We start from the raw sequence: 18,614 nt of genomic DNA, 5'->3' as shown, positions 1-18,614 counted from the left end.
AGCAGCGGTGAAACAGCAATTTCCGGCGGTTCCGTTCTCAGGAACCGCCGGAAATTGCTGTGTGAGTGGAGATCGAGGCCGGGTGATCAGGCCTTGCCGATGACGTCGAACTTGGCGTTCGCCGTGATCTCCTCGTGCACGCGCACGGTAGCGGTGTACGAACCGGAGCTCTTGACGTGACCGGGCAGCGCGACGGAGCGGCGGTCGATGTCGGTCCCGGCGGAGGCCGAGAGCGCCTCGGCGACGAGAGCCGGGGTGACGGCGCCGAACAGGCGACCCTGGGCACCGGCCTTCATCTCGATGCGCGCGGCGGTCGACTCGAGCTTCTCCTTGAGAGCCAGGGCCTCGTCGCGGTCCGCGATCTGACGCGTCTGGCGCGACTTGCGCAGGGCGTCGATCTGCTTCTGCGCGCCCTCGCTCCACGGGGTCGCCCAGCCGCGGGGGATGAGCAGGTTGCGCGCGTAGCCCGCACGCACCTCGACGACGTCCCCGGCGGCACCGAGGCCGTCGACCTCATGGTTGAGAATGAGCTTCTTCGTAGACATGGTTGATTCCCTCCGTATCAGCGAGACGAGCCCGAGTAGGGAAGCAGAGCCATTTCGCGGGCGTTCTTCACGGCCTTGGCGATGACGCGCTGCTCCTGCACGGTCACTCCGGTGACGCGGCGGGCACGGATCTTGCCGCGGTCGGAGATGAACTTGCGCAGTGTGGACGTGTCCTTGTAGGTGATCTGCGAAGCCTCACCCGGCTTGAGCGGGTTCGCCTTCTTCTTGATCGGCTTCCGGGGATCCGGCTTTGCCATGAGTGTCTCCTGTCAGAAAAATGTGGTGATCAGAACGGGGGCTCGTCGTCGGTGGGGTTGCCCCAACCGCCGCCGCCCTGGCCGCTCTGAGGATTCGACGACGCCCAGGGGTCGTCCTGCTGCGGGCCGCGGTTGTATCCGCCCTGGCCGCCCTGCTGGTAGCCGCCGCCACCGCCGGCATTGGGGTTCTGGCCCCATCCGCCGCCGGAGTTGCCGCCACCCTGGCCGCCCTGGTTTCCGCCGCGTCCGCCGAAGTTCCCGCCACCGCCGCCGTAGCCGCCGCCGCGCTCGTTCTTCGTCACGCTCGCCGAGGCGTAGCGCAGGCTCGGGCCGACCTCGTCGACATCGAGCTCGAAGACCGTCCGGCGTTCGCCTTCCTTGGTCTCGAAGGTGCGGGACTTCAGACGTCCCTGGACGATCACTCGGGAGCCGCGCTGCAGGGACTCCGCGACGTTCTCGGCCATCTCGCGCCAGGCGCTGCAACGGAGGAACATCGTCTCCCCGTCCTTGAACTCCTGGGCCTGACGGTCGAAGGTGCGCGGGGTCGAGGCGACCGTGAAGTTGGCGACCGCGGCGCCGTTCGGGGTGAACCTCAGTTCGGGGTCCGCGGTGATGTTCCCAACGACGGTGATGATGGTCTCGCCTGCCATGCTGGCTCCTTAGTTCGGCTCCGGTGAGTGATTACTTGGCGTCCGGGCGAAGGATCTTGGTCCGCATGACGGTCTCGTTGAGACCGAGCTGGCGGTCGAGCTCCTTGGTGGTCGCCGGGCTGGCGTGGAAGTCCACGACCACGTAGTAGCCTTCGGCCTTCTTCTGGATCTCGTACGCGAAGCGGCGACGACCCCAGACATCCACATTGTCGACGGTTCCGCCTTCAGCGGGAACCACCTTGAGCAGCTTCTCGACAGTGGCACTCACATTGCGCTCGTCGAGTTCCGGATCGAGAATGAGCATCAGCTCGTAATGACGCACGTGTAACCCACCTCCTCTGGTCTCAGCGGCCATGGTCGGTCCATGGCAGGAGGGTACATACGTTGTGTCCGGCCGGCGCAGGAATCGTTCCGACGACAGCACAGACCTCACCATTCTAGTCCTGCGACCGCTCCGTGTCACGTCCGCGCCCGGTCGCCGCAGCGTCCCCGCGCCGACCGTCATCGTCGCGGTCCGCGCCCGAGGTGACCGTCGGCCCGCGCTCGGCCGCGGGCACGGGAGCTGTGGCCGCCGTCCGAGGAGCGGGCGGCACTCCGGAGGCTGCCGCGGAACCCGGCGCGGCAGGCCTCGGTCCGGCGCCCGGCGCACCCTCCGGCGGAGCGTCCTCGGGCACGCGCAGGCGTTCGGCGGCGAGGTGGACGAGGAAGGCGAGGGCGAAGAGCCGCAGCAGCGTGAAGATCGACAGCCACATGGGCGAGAGCCCCTCGGAGGACTCGAGCGGCGTGACGTCGGAGAGGTGGATCGCGATCGCGAGGGCCGCCTCGGACAGGCCCCACGCCACATGGATCCACAGGTGGCGCACGGCGAGCGCGGCGAACGGGACGAGCCACAGGGCGTTCCACGTCGGGGCGGCCGGCATGAAGAGCAGGCTGAGCCCGAGGAGCATCGTCGCCACCGCGGGCAGCGACAGCGGCGTGCGGTGCCGCCCGGCGAGCATCACCGCGGAGGCGATCACGAGCGCGGCCGCCCATGCGATCACCGAGACGAGGGCCAGCACGGTCCGGTCCAGGCTCGGCTCGAAGCTCAGCAGCGAGACGATCGAGCCGCGGTCGACGGCCTCGGCCCACCAGGCCGCGAGCCGGCCGAACAGCCGCCCGTCGACGACGATGAAGATGCCGGAGACGAGAACGAACACCCCGCCGGCGACGGCGAGCTCATCGGGGCGCCGGCGCGACACATGGACGAGGGTGAGCGCGAGGAGCAGGATGAGGCCGAGCGGATTGATGAAGGTCGCGAGCGCGAGGAGCACCCCTGCCGCGATCGGCGAACGCGGCGCGACCGGACGGGCCGCGGAGCCGGCGGCACCCTCCTGGGCCCTGTCCCCAGCGGTGGCCCCAGCAGTGCCGGCGGCACCCTCCCCGGCGCTGTCCCCGGCACTGTCCCCAGCGGTGCCGACGACCGCCGCTCCGGGAGGCCGTTCGGCGGGCAGGGGTCGGAGCAGGACGCACGCCCACAGGGCGAGGGCGACGGCGATCGGGTCGAGCGACTGGCCGAGCGAGAAGACGATGACCGGCGACACGAACGCCACCGGGACCCACATGCGCTCCGCGCGGGTGCGGGCGAGCGCGATGAGGGCGATGCCGCCGGCGGCGACGGCGAGCACGTTCGCGAGGAGGACGAGCACCATGAAGAAGGCGACATCCCCCGCCGATCCTGCGGCCCCGGACCAGCGTCCGAGTTCGATCACCCACGCGGTGAGCGGCGAGAACTCCGCGATCGCCCCGGGTGCCCGTCCGGCCGCGTCGGGGAAGGTCGCACCGGTCAGGCCGTTCGCCAGCGGCGAGGCGCACATCCGGAAGGAGGCGTAGGGCAGATCCCAGCCGCGGGCGATGCACGGCGCCTGGACGAGCACGCCGATGAGCGTCGTCGCGGCCAGCAGGCACATCGCGAGCACTCCGCCCACGGCACCCCGGCGCGGCCCGGCGTTCGCGAGCCGGGCACCGCGCGGTCCGCCCAGCAGCGGGCGGGCGAGGGTCGCGGGGGTGTAGCGGGTCATGGGGTCAGCCTAACGGGGCGACCGGGAGCACGCGCGTGCTCCTGCACGCCGCTCCCAGGGCCGGAACAGGGAATCGCGGGGCCGGAGATCGCTCTCCGGGCCCCGCGATTCCGCGGTGGTCGGTCAGGACCGCCGATCCTCAGCCGGATCCGCCGCCGATCCCGCCGCCTCCACCCGGGTCGGGCTGGGGCCGCACCGGCGGGGGCTCCGGCGCGGGCGGCGGCTCCGGTGCCGGCGGCTCGGGTGCCGGGGGCTCCGGCGCGGGCTCCTCCTCGGGCGGTGGCTCGGGTGCAGGCTCCTCCTCCGGGGGCTCCTCCTCACGCGGCTGCTCCTCGATCGGGGCCTCCTCCTCGGGCTCCTCCTCGCGCGGCCGCTCCTCGCGCGGCCGCTCCTCGCGGGGTTCGTCGTTCTCCGGCCGATCGGGGCGGTCCGGAGCCGGGCGGGCGGGCGGTGCCTGGCGCGGCACGCCGGAGTCGTTGTTCGGCTTCTCGACGTCGGGCAGCTCGCCGCGCTCGGGGAACTGCTCGACCTCCTCGCCCTCGAGTGCATCCTTCATGTAGTTCGTCCACGCCTGCACGGGGAAGGAGCCGCCGGTGATCGAGCCGCGACCGCCGTAAGAGCCGATCTCCATCGGGTTGCCCTTGTCGTCCTCGCGGTAGATCGCCACGGAGGTCGCGAGGTTCGGGGTGTAGCCACTGAACCACGCCGAGTAGTTGTCCTGCGAGGTGCCGGTCTTGCCGGCGGCGGGCCGACCGAGGTTCTGGGCGTAGGAGCCCGAACCGGAGGTCACCACGCGGGAGAGCGCGTAGCTCGTCTCCGCCATGACGGCCTCGTCGAAGACGCGCTCGCCCTCGGTGTCCGCCTCGTGGATGACCTTGTCCTCGGCATCGATGACCTCGGACACCGAGTGGGGTGCGCGCCGGATGCCGTTGCTCGCGAACGTCGCGTAGGCCGTCGTCATCCGACCCACCGTGGGGCTCGCGGTGCCGAGCACGTTCGCGGCGTTCGGCTCGAGGCCGCTCGTGTCCTCGCCGAGCCCGGCGCGGATCGCGACGTCCTGGGTCTTCTCCGGTCCGACCTCGATGTTCAGCTGCGCGTAGGCGGTGTTGATCGAGCTCTGGGTGGCCCGGAGCAGACTCACCGAGCCGTAGTTCGCACCGCCGTAGTTCTGCGGACGCCACGGGGTGCCGTCGTACATCATCGTCGTGCCGCTGTTGCCCGCGAAGTGGTCGGTGAGGCGGTAGCCGTTCTCCAGGCCGGCGACGAGCGTGAAGGGCTTGAAGGTCGACCCGGCCTGCGTGATGTCCTCGGTGGCCTGGTTCTGCTGGCGCTCGAGGTAGTCCTCACCGCCGTACATCGCCTTGATCCCGCCGGTCGACGGGTCGATCGACAGGAGGCCGACGTGCATGCCCTTCTTGAGCTCGGGCAGGTCCTCGACCGCCTCGATCGCAGCCTCGACGTCCTCCTGGTTGTAGGTCGTGTGGATCGTCAGACCGCCGCGGTCGATCATCTCCGGGGTGATGCCGGCGTTGACGAGCTCCTTGCGGACGTTGTCGAGCAGGTAGCCGTTCTGGCCGCGGAACTGGTTGTCCCGCTGCGGGTCGGTGAGCTCGGGCATCTCCGTCGAGGCGGCCTCCTCCTCGGTGATGTAGCCGAGCTCGGCCATGTTGTCGAGGACGTACTGGAAGCGGTCGGCGTACTCCTCGGGGTTCTCCGCGGGGTCGGCGGCACCCGGGCGCTGGATCATCGCCGCGAACAGCGCGCTCTCGGCGACGTCGAGCTCGGAGGCGGGCTTGTCGAAGTAGTTCTCCGCCGCGACCTCGATGCCGTAGCTCTGACGCCCGAGGAAGATCGTGTTGAGGTAGTTCGCGAGGATCTCGTCCTTGGTGAGCTCCTGGTCGATCTTGATCGCGATGAACATCTCGCGCACCTTGCGGTCGAGGCTGCGCTCATTCGTGAGATAGAAGTTCTTGACGTACTGCTGGGTGATCGTCGAGCCGCCGCCGGCGTAGTTGTCGGTCACCACGCCCCACACCGCGCGGGACAGACCCTTGATCGAGATGCCGCGGTTCTCGTAGAACGATTGGTCCTCGGCGGCGATCGCCGCCTGCTGCATGGCCGGGGAGATCTCGTCGATCGTGACGCTCTCGCGGTCCTCGATGCTGAAGGTGCCCAGGGGGGTCTCTCCGTCGTCCCAGTAGACCGTCGAGGTCTGGCCGGCGGCCTCGACGTTGGGCTCGGGGACGTCGGTCACCGCGTAGCCGATGCTGAACAGGCCGATGACGAGGACGAACAGCGCCAGCACCCCGACGCCGATGAGGCGCAGGGACGGCAACCAGCGGGTCCACCCGGTCACCCCCGAGCGGGGGTAGTTGAGCAGACCCTTGTTCACGCTGGTCTTCGCCGCGGCCGAACGGCCCCCGGCGGTCTTCTGGTGCTTGGCCAAAGAATCCCCCTGAATCACTGACCTGAGTCACTGAACTGGGCAATTCAAGCATTCATTCTTTGGAAGTCAATGGGCGCACAGTGGGAGGACGGGTCGCCCGCGGAGCGCACCCGGACGCGCGCCGCACGGTGAAATCCCTGGTCACCGCCCTCACCCGGGAGACCGCCCGCTCTGCGCCCGGAGCGCCGCCCGGGCCCGCACCGAGTCGGGGAAATGAGGGGCGGATCACAGGGCGACCTGCTCGGATCAGCGGGTTCTGCCGGGTTCGGCCGCGCACTCCCGGGCAGGGCACCGACCGATGTCCGCCCGTGCCGACCCGCGCCGACCGCGGGCGACCGTGCTCCGCGGTGCGCTCAGCCGCGCAGCTCGGGGAAGTCGGTGTCGGCGTACTCGGTGTGCTCGACGGTCGACGCCCCGGAGTCCGGATGCAGCTCGCGCTCACGGGACCGCAGCTCGACCCGCCGGATCTTGCCGGAGATCGTCTTCGGCAGCTCGGTGAACTCGATCCGCCGGATGCGCTTGTAGGGGGCGAGGTTCTCGCGGCAGAACCCGAGGATGTCGCGCGCGAGCTCCGGCGAGGGCTCCCAGCCGTACCCGAGCACCACATAGGCCTTGGGAACCGCGAGGCGCACCGGGTCGGGCGAGGGCACGACCGCGGCCTCCGCCACGGCCTCGTGCTCGATGAGCACGCTCTCGAGCTCGAACGGCGACAGCCGATAGTCGCTCGCCTTGAAGACGTCGTCCGCCCGCCCCACGTAGGTGATGAAGCCGTCCGCGTCGCGGGAGGCGACGTCCCCGGTGTGGTAGACCCCGCCCTCGAACGCGTCCGCAGTCCGCTCCTCGTCGTGCCAGTAGCCGGAGGTCAGCCCGACCGGTCGCGGATCGAGGCGCAGGCAGATCTCGCCCTCATCCCCGATGTCCCCGGTCGCGGGATCGCGCAGCACGACGTCGTAGCCCGGCAGCGGCTTGCCCATCGAGCCGTACTTGATGGGCTGTCCGGGGGGATTGCCGATCTGCAGGGTGGTCTCCGTCTGGCCGAAGCCGTCGCGGATGAGCACCCCCCAGGAGTCCTTGACCCGGTCGATGACCTCGGGGTTGAGCGGCTCGCCGGCGCCCAGCGCCTTCTGCGGCGGGGGCGGCAGCAGGCTGAGATCCGCCTGGATGAGCATCCGCCACACCGTGGGCGGCGCGCAGAAGCTCGTCACCCCCACCCGCTCCATGACCTCCATGAGTGCCGGGGCGTCGAAGCGCGAGTAGTTGTAGAGGAACACGCAGGCCTCGGCGATCCACGGGGTGAAGATGTTCGACCACGCGTGCTTCGCCCAGCCGGGGGAGGCGACGTTGAGGTGGACGTCACCGGGCTCCATGCCCATCCAGTACATCGTCGACAGATGCCCCACGGGGTAGGAGACGTGGGTGTGGGCGACCATCTTCGCCTTCGAGGTCGTGCCCGAGGTGAAGTAGAGGAGGAGGAGGTCGTCGGCCGGGGTCGGGCCGTCCGGCTCGAACTCGGCGGGGAACCCGTCCGCGCTCGCATAGGCGATGTCGCCCTCGCGGGTGGGATCGGCACCGACCACGACCCGCGTGAGCGGGAGGTCGACGGAGTCGAACTTCGCGGCGTCCGCGGCGGTGGCGACGACCACCGTGGCCTCTCCCCGCTCCGCGCGGTCGGTGAGGTCGACGGGCTGGAGCTGCGTGGTCGTCGGCAGGAGCACGGCGCCGAGCTTGATGCCGGCGAGCATGGTCTCCCACAGCTCGACCTGGTTGCCGAGCATGACCATCATGTGGGTGCCGCGGGTGACGCCGGCGGCGCGGAGCATGTTCGCCACCCGGTTCGAGCGCTCCGACAGCGTGCGGTAGCTCCAGATCCCCTCGGTCCCGTCCTGTTCGACGATCCACAGCGCCGGGGCGTCGTTGTCGCGGGCGATCTCATCGAACCAGTCGAGCCCGAAGTTGAAGTGCTCGAACCGGGGCCACTCGAACTCGGCGCGGGCCCGCTCATAATCGGTGCGCATCTCGAGCAGGCTGTTGCGGGCCTGCCGGAACGTCTCCGTCGCGGTGCTCATACGGTCTCCTTTGATGTATTCCGTCACCTCTGGCACTCAAGGTACCAGGCACCGGTGACGCGCTCGGGGGCGTCCCACTCCGGCGCCGGGGCGGGACCGCGCATCGGATCCGGACTGCCGACCGATCACTCGTGACGCGCGGCCCACCATGCGCGGAGCAGCTCGGCGGCGCGCTCCTCGCCGAGCGGCCCCTGCTCCATCCGCTGCTCGAGGAGGAAGGAGTAGGCCTGCCCCACCTCGCGGCCGGGCGGGATGTCGAGGAGCGCCATGATCTGCGTGCCGTCGAGGTCGGGGCGGATCGCGTCGAGCCTCTCCTGCTCGGCGAGCGCGGCGATCCGCGCCTCGAGGTCGTCGTAGGCGCGGGCCAGCCGATCGGCCTTCCGGCGGTTGCGGGTGGTGACGTCGGAGCGGGTGAGGATGTGGAGTCGGGGCAGCAGGTCCCCGGCATCGGTGACGTAGCGCCGGACCGCGGAATCCGACCAGCCGGCGTCGCCGTATCCGTAGAACCGGAGGTGGAGCTCGACGAGCCGGGCCACCTTCTTCGTCGTGTCCTTGTCGAAGTGGAGCGCCTTCATCCGCTTCGCCGTCATCTTCGCGCCGACGACGTCGTGGTGGTAGAACGTCACAGCGCCGCCGGGTTCGAAGCGGCGGGTCGCCGGCTTTCCGATGTCGTGCATGAGCGCCGCGAACCGCACGACGAAGTCGGGCACCGGCAGGCGCCGCGGATCGTCGGCGGGGAGTCCGGCCTCTGCCTGCTCGGCGGCGTAGCGGCCCTCGAGCCCGATCGCCTGGTCGAGGACGGTGAGGCTGTGCTGATAGACGTCCTTGTGGCGATGGTGCTCGTCGCGCTCGAGGCGCAGCCCCGCGACCTCGGGCAGGATGCGGTCGGCCAGCCCGGTGTCGACGAGGAGCTCGATCCCCGCGCGCGGCCGGGCTCCGCACACGAGCTTGACGAGCTCGTCGCGCACCCGCTCGGCGGACACGATGTCGATCCGCTCGGCCATCCCGGTCATCGCCTCGACGACCTCGTCCGCGGCGGCGAAGCCGAGCTGGGCGGTGAAGCGCGCGGCGCGCATCATCCGCAGCGGGTCGTCGGTGAAGCTCATCGTCGCACTGCCGGGGGTGCGGATCCGGCCCGCCTCGAGGTCGGCGAGGCCGCCGAACGGATCGACGAACACCCGGCCGGGCAGCCGCACCGCCATCGCACCGATGGTGAAGTCGCGGCGCAGGAGGTCCTCGTCGAGGGAGTCGCCGAACGCCACGGTGGGCTTGCGGGACTCCGGATCGTAGGCCTCGGCGCGGTAGGTGGTGATCTCGATCTGGCGACCCTGCCGGATCATCCCGATGGTGCCGAACCGCTTGCCGATGTCCCAGTGCGCGTCGGCCCAGCCGACGATGAGCCGGAGGATGTCGTCGGGCCGGGCGTCGGTGGTGAAGTCGAGATCGGGCATGCCGCGCCCGAGCAGCGCATCGCGCAGCGAGCCGCCGACGAGGGCGAGCTCGTAGCCGGCGTCGGCGAAGCGCTCGCCGAGCGGCCCGAGGATCGGGTCGAGCTCGTCGAGAGCGCCGGCCAGTCGGGCGTGCGCCTGGGCCAGGAACACCGGGGACCTCCTTGGTTCGGGTGACCCGGCCGGCGGGCCGGGAACCCCACCAGCGTACCGGCGCTCGATCGCGTGCCGGGCACCGGCGGGCGCCACGGCCACGGAACTCCCAAGGTGCGGACGATACAGTGATGACATGGCCAGGCCGCTGCCCAAGCCGGGACCGTTCCCGGCCCGCTCGAACACCGTGGAGGAGACCTCCGCGGGCGGCATCGTGGTCGATTTCGCCCGGCCGGAGCTCCCCGTCGCGGTGATCGCGCGGATCAACCGGGCCGGCCGCCTCGAATGGTGCCTGCCCAAGGGCCACCTCGAGAACGAGGAGACGGCCGCGCAGGCCGCCAGCCGCGAGGTCGCCGAGGAGACCGGCGTCGAGGGCAGCGTCGTCGCCCCGCTCGGCAGTGTGGACTACTGGTTCTCCGTCGCGGGCTACCGGGTGCACAAGGTCGTCCACCACTTCCTGCTCCGCGCCACCGGCGGCCGGATCACGGTGGAGAACGACCCCGACCACGAGGCCGTCGACGCCGCGTGGGTGCCTTTCGCGGAGCTCGGCTCCCGCCTGTCGTTCGCCAATGAACGGCGCATTGTCGCGGCGGCCCGCACCATCCTTCCCCGGTTCCTGCCGTGACCCTCGCTCCACCGCGCCGCACCGCGCCGCTGCTGGTCCTCGCCCTTCTCGTCCTCCTGCTCACCGGGCTCCCGCTCGCCCTCGCCCCGGCGGCGGCCGGGCCCGTGCCCGAACCCCCGGTGGAATCGTCCCCGCCGGTCGCCGATTCCGGGTCCGCCGGGGCACCGACTCCGACCCCGCAGGAGCCCGCGGCCGTGGTGCTCGACGAGATCACCCCGTGGCTCGACGCCGAGGGCACGCTCCGGGTCGCGGGAACGGTGACCAATCGCGGTGCCGAGCCCCTGCGCACCCCGGCCCTCGATCTGCGGATGTCGACAGCGCGCCTCGACTCGCGCCTGCTCATCAACCGCTGGGCCGACGGCCGGGGCCGCTACCGGGAGCTCGCATCGTCGACCGACGCCCCTCCTGCGAACGACGGTCCCGCCGCGGACGAGGGGGACGGCGGGTCAGCCCCCGCGGTCCCCGACCTGCCCGCTGCGCTCGATCCCGGGGGCTCCGTCCGGTTCGCCTTCGAGGTGCCCGCCGACGACCTCGAGCTCAGCACGAGCTCGCCCATCAGCGCCTGGGGCGCCCGCGGCCTCTCCGTCGCGCTCACCGGGCAGAGCGACTCCGGACCGGTCGCGCACACCGCCGCCGGCTTCACCACCTGGTACCCGGACCCGGATCCCGACGCCACCTCGATCACCCTGCTCATGCCGGTCACCCTGCCCGGCTTCTCCTCGACCGGTCTCATCGCCCAGCAGGATCTCGAGGAGGCCGCCGGCCCCGGCGGCGCGCTCACCTCGCTGCTCGAGGCCGCCGAGGTCGATCCCGCGATCGCGCTCGCCGTCGACCCGCGCCTGCTCAGCTCGATCGACTCCGCTCTCCGCTCCTCCGAGGTCGAGGTGCCCCAGACCACCGCACCGGTGCCGGACCCCGCTGCGACCACCACCGCGTCGGCCGAACCTGCGGAGCTCGCGAGCGAACCGGCCGACGGCACCGACCCGACGCCGCAGCTGCGCGAGTGGTTCACCCGCTTCGCGGACCTCGCCGGCTCCCGCACCCTCGTCGCCCTGCCGTGGGCCGACGCCGACCTCGCCTCGCTCACCGCGGGCGGCCTCGGCGGGCTCGCCGAGAGCGCGCGCGGCGATGCCGCGATCGTCACGGAGATGTTCCCCCACGCCCGGACCGACCTCGTTTGGCCGGTGTCGGGCACCGTGACGCCGGAGAACCTCCCGCAGCTCGTCGACGCCGACACCGAGGCCGTCGTGCTCTCCGATCTCCAGCAGCCGGCCCTCACCGGCTACACCTCCGATGCGCACGCCACCGTGACCGTGGCGCCGGCCGCGGGCGACGACACCGATGCGGGAACCGATGCCGGGAGGATCGTCGACTCGCTCGTCCTCGACACCGGTCTGTTCGACGCCGTCGCCGCCGCAGGCACCTCCGCCGCGCCCGCCACGGCGGTGAGCGAGTTCGTCGCGGAGAGCTCGGCGATCACCAGCGAGCGCCCCTACGACTCCCGGCACCTCTTCGTCACGCTGCCGCGCACCGCCGCCGACCCCTCGTGGGTGAGCATCGCCCAGGCGACCCGCTCAGCGCCCTGGCTCTCCCTCCGGCCGCTCGACGACCTGTTCGAGAGCCAGCCGGTGTCCCGCGCCCCGGTCGCGGACACGACCCGCCGAGCGGGTCTGTCGGCCGAATCGGTCTCCAGGATGGGGCAGGCGCACGGCGCCGCGGACGAGTACGCGGCCGTGTTCACCGAGCCCGGGCTCGCCCGTCGCGACCTCGAGCGCACGGTGCTCGGCTGCGCGCAGGCCGCCTGGGCGGACGCCCCCAACCACGCCGCGTGCACCGAGGCGCTCGGCACCGAGATCGATGCGCTCACCTCGAGCATCCGTCCGGAGGAGGGATCGCCCGTGCTCCTCGTCACCGGCGAGCGCACGACGATCCCGGTGCGGGTGGAGAACGCCTCCGACCGGCCGGCCACCGTGACGGTCCGGGTCACGGCCCCCACCCCGCAGCTGCGCACGCAGGCGAGCGAGACGATCGAGCTCCAGCCGCGCGAGAGCACCCGGGTCGACGTCCCCGTCGAGGGGATCGCCAACGCCGACGTCGAGGCGCGCGTCGAGATCGTCGCGGAGAACGGATACGTCGTCCCCTCGACCGGCGAGCTGCTCGTCCGGGTCCGGGCGGACTGGGAGAACATCGGGATTGCGGTCATCGCCGCCGGACTGCTCATCGTGTTCGTCGTCGGCCTCGTGAAGTCGGTGTCCCGCGGTCGGCGTAAGATTCCCAAGAGCCAGCTCGAGGCCGCAGTGGCCCGGGCGCGGCAGAACGACAGCAGGTAGCCGGGGCCGCGTCGCCGCAGTCCTCCGGGACCGGCGCGCCCGCACCACGATCGACCGCGAGAGGAGCACCGGTGGCGGCCACCCGGCTTTCGTCCCTGGCGAGATCCTCGGCAGTGATGACCGCCGGCACCCTGGTCTCCCGGATCCTCGGGTTCGTCAAGACGATGCTCCTGGCGACCGCGATCGGCGTGACCGTCGGCGGTGCCGCCGACGCCTTCGACGTCGCGAACAAGGTGCCGAACAACCTCTACATGCTGCTCGCCGGCGGTGTCCTCAACGCCGTCCTCGTGCCGCAGATCGTGCGCGCCACCCGGCGCACCGACGGAGGCCGGGACTTCACCAACCGGCTGCTCACGCTCACGGTCGTCCTCCTCCTCGGCGTCACCGTCATCGCGACGCTGTGCGCGCCGCTCCTCGTGAGGCTGTACTCGTCGGCGACGTGGAGTCCCGAGCAGACCGCGCTCGCCGTCGCATTCGCCTACTGGTGCCTGCCGCAGATCTTCTTCTACGGCCTGTACACGATGCTCGGTCAGGTGCTCAACGCGCACTCGTCCTTCGGCCCGTACATGTGGGCGCCGGTCGTCAACAACCTCGTCGCGATCCTCGGCCTCGTCGCATTCATCTTCGTGTTCGGCCCGGGCGAGACCGGGCAGCACGCGGTCGGCACCTGGGACACCGCGAAGATCGCGCTCCTCGCGGGCTCCGCAACCCTCGGCGTCGTCCTCCAGGCCCTCGTGCTCCTCGTCCCGCTCCGCCGCATGGGCTTCGCGTTCCGGCCCACCTTCGGCTTCCGCGGCTTCGGCCTCCGCACCGCCGGCACCGTCGCCGGCTGGACCTTCGCCGCCGTCCTCGTCGGCCAGCTCGGCTTCGTCGTCACGAGCCGGGTGGCGGCCTCGGCGAGCTCGGCCGGCGGCGAGGTGTCCGCCTCGAACGCGGCGTACTCGGTCTCCTACCTCATGTTCATGCTCCCCCATTCGCTCGTCGCGGTCTCGCTCGCGACGGCGCTGTTCACCTCGATGAGCTCCTTCGCCGCCGACGGCGACGTGCGCTCGGTGCGGTCCTCGCTGGCCCTCGGCCTCCGGGTGGTCGGGCTCGTCAACATGTTCGCCACCGTCGCCTTCATCGCGCTCGCCGGCCCGGCGGCGATGCTCATCGGCGGCGGCACCCAGGAGCAGGCCCGGTCGATCGGCCTCGTGCTCATCACCATGGTCATCGGCCTCGTCCCGTTCAGCGCGAACTACCTGCTGCAGCGGGTGTTCTACGCCTACGAGGACGCCCGCAGCCCGTTCTGGGTCCAGCTCCCCCAGGTCGTCCTCACCTCCGGCGGCGTTCTCGCCTCGGGCGCCCTCCTGCCCCAGCAGTTCGTCGTCGCAGGCATCGGACTGTCGATGAGCCTCGGCTACCTGTTCGCGTGCCTCGCGAGCGCGCTCCTGCTCCGCCGGCGCCTCGCGCACCTCGACTCGACGCCCATCCTGCTCGCCCACCTCAAGTTCGCGGTGGCCGGTCTGCTCGCCTGCGGAGCGGGGATGGGTCTGCTCGCCTGGGTGGGTCCCGGCGCGTGGGAGGCGCGGCTCGGCGCGCTCGTCACCGTGGGCTGGATCGGCACCGCCATGCTCGTCGTCTACCTCGGTGCGTGCTGGGTGCTCCGCGTCCGCGAGCTCCGATCGGTGCTCGACACGGTGCGGCGGCGCCTGAATCGCGGCGCGCCGTGAAACGGTAGTATTCGACTCTGAGGCGAAGCAGGATCCTGCGGAGGTGGTCCCCCTGATCAACATCGAGCGCGGCACGGTCGTCGCCGGCCGATACGTCGTCTCCGAGGTCCTGCGACCCTGGCTGGCGGGGTTCCCGGAAGCCGGTACCGTCTGCCTCGTCATCGACGCGATCCTCGACGAGCCCGCCCAGCTCTACGTCGCCGACTCCACCCGCTCGGGCGACCTGCTCGACGCCGCCCGACGCGCCGCTCTGCTCACCGACCCCCGGATCCCGGGGCTCCACGACGTCGGACGCGCCGACGGCCTCGACTTCGTCGTCTCGGAGCGGCCCACGGCCACCCCACTGCCCGCTCTCCTCGCCTCCGGACCCCTCGATCCCGAGGCCGCCCGCGCCCTCATCGGCGAGGCGGCGACCGCCCTCGTCCACGCCTCGAAGCGCGGACTCCACCACCTGTGCCTCGGCCCCGACTCGATCGGCCTGACTCCGGAGGGGGAGGTCGAGGTGCGCGGCATGGCGATCGATGCGGCCGTCGCCGACGAGCCCTACGAGCTCGGCCTCGACACGATGTCGAGCCGGGAGGCCCTGCGCGAGGATGCCCTCGCCCTCGTCACCCTCCTCTACGCCGCGCTCACCGCGCACTGGCCCGGCGAGGAGTCCCGCTCCGGTCTGCCGCCCGCACCCAAGAAGAACGCGCTCATCGTCCGCGCCGAGACCATCACCCCGGGGATCCCGCGGGACCTCGAGGAGTTCGTCTCCGGGGTCATCACCCGCACCGAGGCCGGCCCCCGCAGCCCGAGCGAGATCGTCCGCTACCTCGGCGAGTGGGATACCCGCGCTCTCGTCCGCCTCGCCCGCGGCGGCGCCTCCGCCCCGGCCGACGAAGACCTGTTCCCCGGCGGCGCCGAGGGCTTCAGCGGAGCCGACGCCCGCACCTCCCGTCCAGAGGCCACCCCCGGCCCCGCAGCACCGAGCACCGCGGCACCCCGCACCCCCAGCGCAGCGCCGAGCACGACCGCCGTCGACCGAGCACCGCGGCACCCCGCACCCCCAGCGCAGCGCCGAGCACGACCGCCGGCGCGGCGGGCGCAGGTGTGGGCGGAGCTGCCGTCGCCGGAGCCGGCGCTGCGCGGACCGCCGAGGCCGGAAGCATCCCCTCGGGCCCGGCAGCCCATCCGCCCGCAGCAGCTGCCGCCCGCGACGGCGGCGCCGGGGTCCGCCCCAGCCGCACGCCGGCTCCCGGCCCGCAGGAGGACGCCGAGGAGGCCGCACCGACCCGCCGCGCCACTCCGCAGCAGCTCCAAGCCGCCCTCAAGCGCATCGGTATGTCCCGTCCCGGCACCTCGGGCCTCGCGGCGGGCGTCGCCGGGAGCGAAGCCTCGCCGTTCGACGAGCACATGCAGATGCGCCGCGCGACGACCTTCCCCGTGTCCGTCGATTCCGTGGACCGCGCCATCGGGGACACCCGCGAATGGCAGCCCGAGGACACCTTCTCCACGTATTCCGAGTACGCCTCCCGCGAGCACGACGAGAACCTCACGGCACCGATCCTCAACCGCGACGATCTGTGGACCGATTCCGAGGACACCCAGGTCATCGAGCTCGATCGGCACGACGACGCCCGGCACGATGCGGAACCCGGCGAGGAGGACGACGGCTCGTGGTTCCTCGGCGGGATGTTCACCACTCGGGAGGAGGAGCTCGCGCGTCAGCGCGCCGACTTCGAGCGCGAGCGCCGGCTGCAGGCGGAGACCGTCGAGAAGCTCCGGGGCACATCCGCCGCACCTGCGGCGACCGCATCCGCGCCCGGCGATCTCGGACACGATCTCTCCGATTCGGGCTCGCTCAAAGAGTCAGAGCAGGGTTCGGACCCTTTCGATCCAGGACCGACCCAGCCCTTCAACTTCTCTGAAACTGAACGTCAGAAGGGTACGGACCCTGAGGACGCACAGCTGTCGGGCCGCGGTGCGAGCGACGGGGCGACGGCTTCGGGAACTCGGCCGGGCGGCGGCGGATCCTCGAAGGACGGAGGTTCCCCGAGCACCGCGCACGGTGGTGCTCGCCAGGGCTCCGGGACGAAGCGGTCCGCCGGCACCGCCGCCGCAGCAGGAGCGGTCGCCGCTGCCGCAGCCGGCGCGAGCCGGCCCACCGCGGACGGCACTCCCGATCGCACCGATCGCGCGCAGTCGACCTCACCCGGCACGGGCGCGTCCGGGACGGGCACATCCGGTTCCGGCGGTTCGCGCCGGATCCTGCCACTCGTCGTCGGAGTGCTCGCCGTGCTCGTCGCCATCGGCCTCATCATCGGACTGTTCGTGCGACCCGGGTCCTCGCCGACGGCGGAGGAGACACCGCAGCCGACGAGCGAGCCCACCGAGGCCTCCCCGGCCCCCACCGAGGACGAGGCACCGGCACCGGTGATCGCCTCGGTCGAGGCGCTCGACCCCGAGGGCGACGGCAGTGAGAACGACGACGATGCGGAGAAGGTCCTTCCCGACGTCTCCGGGACGTGGGAGACCGATCGCTACAACTCGGCCGAGTTCGGCAACCTCAAGACGGGCCTCGGCCTGGGCCTCGAACTCGAGGAGGAGGCCGCCGTGTCAGCCATCACCCTGATCTCCGGCACCCCGGGCGGAACCATCGAGATCCGCGTCGGCGACTCCGACGACCCGGAGGAGGCGGAGACCGTGGCCACCGACGAACTGCCCGACGGCTCCGGCACCATCGAGCTGGACGAACCCGCGACCGGAACGCACGTCTTCGTCTGGATCACCGAGCTCCCCTCCGACTCGGGGGGATTCCGCGCCCGGATCAGTGAGGTCGAGGTCTCCTGATCCTTCGGTGCTCTGCCCGCATTCGCGTGGGGAGCATGCGGAATAAACCGTACCCACCGGTCTGTTGTGAGTACGTCGCCCACTTCGCACCTCGGCTCCCGCCGGGAGTCCGTCCGCGCCCGGCCCGATGCCGGACGCCCTAGGAGAATCCATGACCGAACACCCGCTCGTCATCATCGGCTCCGGCCCCGCCGGCTACACCGCGGCCATCTACGCCGCGCGCGCGAATCTCTCGCCCGTGGTCATCGCCGGCTCGGTCACCGCCGGCGGCGAACTCATGAACACCACCGATGTCGAGAACTTCCCCGGGTTCCCCACGGGCATCCAGGGACCCGAACTCATGGAGAACATGCGCGAGCAGGCCGAGCGCTTCGGTGCTCAGGTCGTCTACGACGACGTCTCCGAGATCCGGTTCGAGCCGGGAGCCCATGGCATCACCACCGCGCTGGGCAGCGAGTACACCGCCCAGGCGGTCATCCTCGCCACCGGATCGGCGTATCGCGAGCTCGGCCTGCCGAACGAGAAGGCGCTGTCCGGCCACGGCGTGAGCTGGTGCGCGACCTGCGACGGCTTCTTCTTCAAGGACCAGCACATCGCGGTCGTCGGAGGCGGCGATTCCGCCCTCGAGGAGGCGACCTTCCTCACCCGCTTCGCCTCGAAGGTCACTCTCATCCATCGGCGCCAGGAGCTTCGCGCCTCGCAGGCGATGCAGGACCGTGCGAAGTCCGACCCGAAGCTCGAGTTCCTCCTCGACGCGGAGGTCGCGGAGATCCACGGCGACACCGGCCTTACCGGGCTCACCGTCCGGAGCACGGCCACCGGCGAGACGAGCGAACTGCCCGTCACCGGCCTCTTCGTCGCGATCGGATCCGATCCGCGGACCGATCTGTTCAAGGACGCTCTCGAGATCCGTCCCGACGGGTACCTCGCCGTCGACGGACGCAGCTCCCGCACCACCGTTCCCGGCGTCTTCGCCGCCGGCGACGTCATCGATCCCGTCTACCGTCAGGCGATCACGGCCGCCGGCTCCGGCTGCGTGGCAGCCACCGACGCCGAGCACTACCTCGCCTCGCTCAACGATTAAGGAGAACCGCAATGTCCAAGGAAGTCACCGACGCCACGTTCGACGCCGAGGTCCTGCAGTCCGATAAGCCCGTCCTCGTGGACTTCTGGGCGCCCTGGTGCGGCCCGTGCCGCATGGTGTCCCCGATCGTCGACGAGATCGCCGAGGAGCAGGCCGACTCGCTCACGGTCGTCAAGGTCAACACCGACGAGAACATGGAGACCGCCGCGAAGTACGGGATCACCTCGATTCCCGCCCTCTACGTCTTCAAGGACGGCGAGGTCGCCAAGACGATCATCGGCGCCCGCCCGAAGCCCGCGCTGCTCCAGGAGCTCGCCGAGTTCACGGGCTGAGCTTCCGCTTCCAGCCGTCGGCAGGGCGCCTGTTGTAAACTCAACAGGCGCCTTGCCCATTCCTACCCTGCCGACAA

At 71.2% G+C, this 18,614-nt stretch carries 14 protein-coding genes; 6 read left to right on the top strand and 8 right to left on the bottom strand.

Going from position 1 to position 18,614, the window contains the following annotated elements:
- Positions 1–86: 86 nt before the first annotated feature.
- The 8 genes from rplI to C1A17_RS10435 all read right to left on the bottom strand — a co-directional run bounded on the left by rplI (position 87) and on the right by C1A17_RS10435 (position 9,622).
- Positions 87–545 (bottom strand): 50S ribosomal protein L9, encoded by a 459-nt coding sequence (gene rplI / locus C1A17_RS10470; RefSeq protein WP_101652912.1) that lies wholly within the window; start codon positions 543–545, stop codon positions 87–89.
- Positions 546–562: 17 nt separating this feature from the next.
- The gene (rpsR, locus tag C1A17_RS10465) at positions 563–802 is read right to left on the bottom strand and encodes a 30S ribosomal protein S18 (protein ID WP_101652911.1); all 240 of its coding nucleotides are present in this window, start codon (positions 800–802) and stop codon (positions 563–565) included.
- A 29-nt stretch (positions 803–831) separates the two neighbouring features.
- Complete coding sequence (locus tag C1A17_RS10460) at positions 832–1,452, bottom strand: single-stranded DNA-binding protein (RefSeq protein ID WP_101652910.1); 621 nt, start codon at positions 1,450–1,452, stop codon at positions 832–834.
- A gap of 31 nt (positions 1,453–1,483) precedes the next feature.
- The gene (gene rpsF, locus C1A17_RS10455; RefSeq protein ID WP_101652909.1) at positions 1,484–1,774 is read right to left on the bottom strand and encodes a 30S ribosomal protein S6; all 291 of its coding nucleotides are present in this window, start codon (positions 1,772–1,774) and stop codon (positions 1,484–1,486) included.
- A gap of 115 nt (positions 1,775–1,889) precedes the next feature.
- A complete protein-coding gene (locus tag C1A17_RS10450) occupies positions 1,890–3,509 on the bottom strand; it encodes a hypothetical protein (protein WP_101652908.1) in 1,620 nt (539 codons plus the stop codon).
- A 139-nt stretch (positions 3,510–3,648) separates the two neighbouring features.
- Entirely contained in the window at positions 3,649–5,955 is a 2,307-nt protein-coding gene (locus C1A17_RS10445) for a transglycosylase domain-containing protein (RefSeq protein WP_101652907.1), read from the bottom strand.
- Between the two features lie 353 nt (positions 5,956–6,308).
- Positions 6,309–8,021 carry an AMP-binding protein gene (locus C1A17_RS10440; protein WP_101652906.1) on the bottom strand — a complete coding sequence of 571 codons (1,713 nt, stop codon included), beginning with the start codon at positions 8,019–8,021 and terminating at the stop codon, positions 6,309–6,311.
- Positions 8,022–8,146: 125 nt separating this feature from the next.
- Positions 8,147–9,622 (bottom strand): CCA tRNA nucleotidyltransferase, encoded by a 1,476-nt coding sequence (locus tag C1A17_RS10435; protein ID WP_245873684.1) that lies wholly within the window; start codon positions 9,620–9,622, stop codon positions 8,147–8,149.
- A gap of 136 nt (positions 9,623–9,758) precedes the next feature.
- On the opposite strand from C1A17_RS10435, the gene C1A17_RS10430 reads away from it, so the two are divergent.
- The 6 genes from C1A17_RS10430 to trxA all read left to right on the top strand — a co-directional run bounded on the left by C1A17_RS10430 (position 9,759) and on the right by trxA (position 18,537).
- Complete coding sequence (locus tag C1A17_RS10430) at positions 9,759–10,247, top strand: NUDIX hydrolase (RefSeq protein WP_101652905.1); 489 nt, start codon at positions 9,759–9,761, stop codon at positions 10,245–10,247.
- A complete protein-coding gene (locus tag C1A17_RS10425; RefSeq protein ID WP_101652904.1) occupies positions 10,244–12,577 on the top strand; it encodes a DUF6049 family protein in 2,334 nt (777 codons plus the stop codon). Before C1A17_RS10430 ends, C1A17_RS10425 begins: the two co-directional genes overlap by 4 nt.
- Positions 12,578–12,648: 71 nt before the next feature.
- Positions 12,649–14,289: a murein biosynthesis integral membrane protein MurJ gene (gene murJ / locus C1A17_RS10420; protein ID WP_101652903.1), complete on the top strand. Its 1,641-nt coding sequence runs from the start codon at positions 12,649–12,651 to the stop codon at positions 14,287–14,289.
- A 1,092-nt stretch (positions 14,290–15,381) separates the two neighbouring features.
- Positions 15,382–17,121 carry a hypothetical protein gene (locus tag C1A17_RS10415; RefSeq protein ID WP_101652902.1) on the top strand — a complete coding sequence of 580 codons (1,740 nt, stop codon included), beginning with the start codon at positions 15,382–15,384 and terminating at the stop codon, positions 17,119–17,121.
- 151 nt (positions 17,122–17,272) lie between these two features.
- Positions 17,273–18,205, top strand: coding sequence for a thioredoxin-disulfide reductase (trxB, locus tag C1A17_RS10410; RefSeq protein ID WP_101652901.1), 933 nt, complete (start codon positions 17,273–17,275; stop codon positions 18,203–18,205).
- Positions 18,206–18,216: 11 nt separating this feature from the next.
- The gene (trxA, locus tag C1A17_RS10405) at positions 18,217–18,537 is read left to right on the top strand and encodes a thioredoxin (protein WP_101652900.1); all 321 of its coding nucleotides are present in this window, start codon (positions 18,217–18,219) and stop codon (positions 18,535–18,537) included.
- The last annotated feature ends 77 nt before the right edge of the window (positions 18,538–18,614 follow it).

It is taken from the genome of Brevibacterium ihuae, assembly GCF_900184225.1.
Classification (GTDB): Bacteria; Actinomycetota; Actinomycetes; order Actinomycetales; family Brevibacteriaceae; genus Brevibacterium; species Brevibacterium ihuae.
The sequence above is the reverse complement of the archived record's forward strand: the minus strand, read 5'-3'. Positions and strand labels throughout refer to the sequence as shown.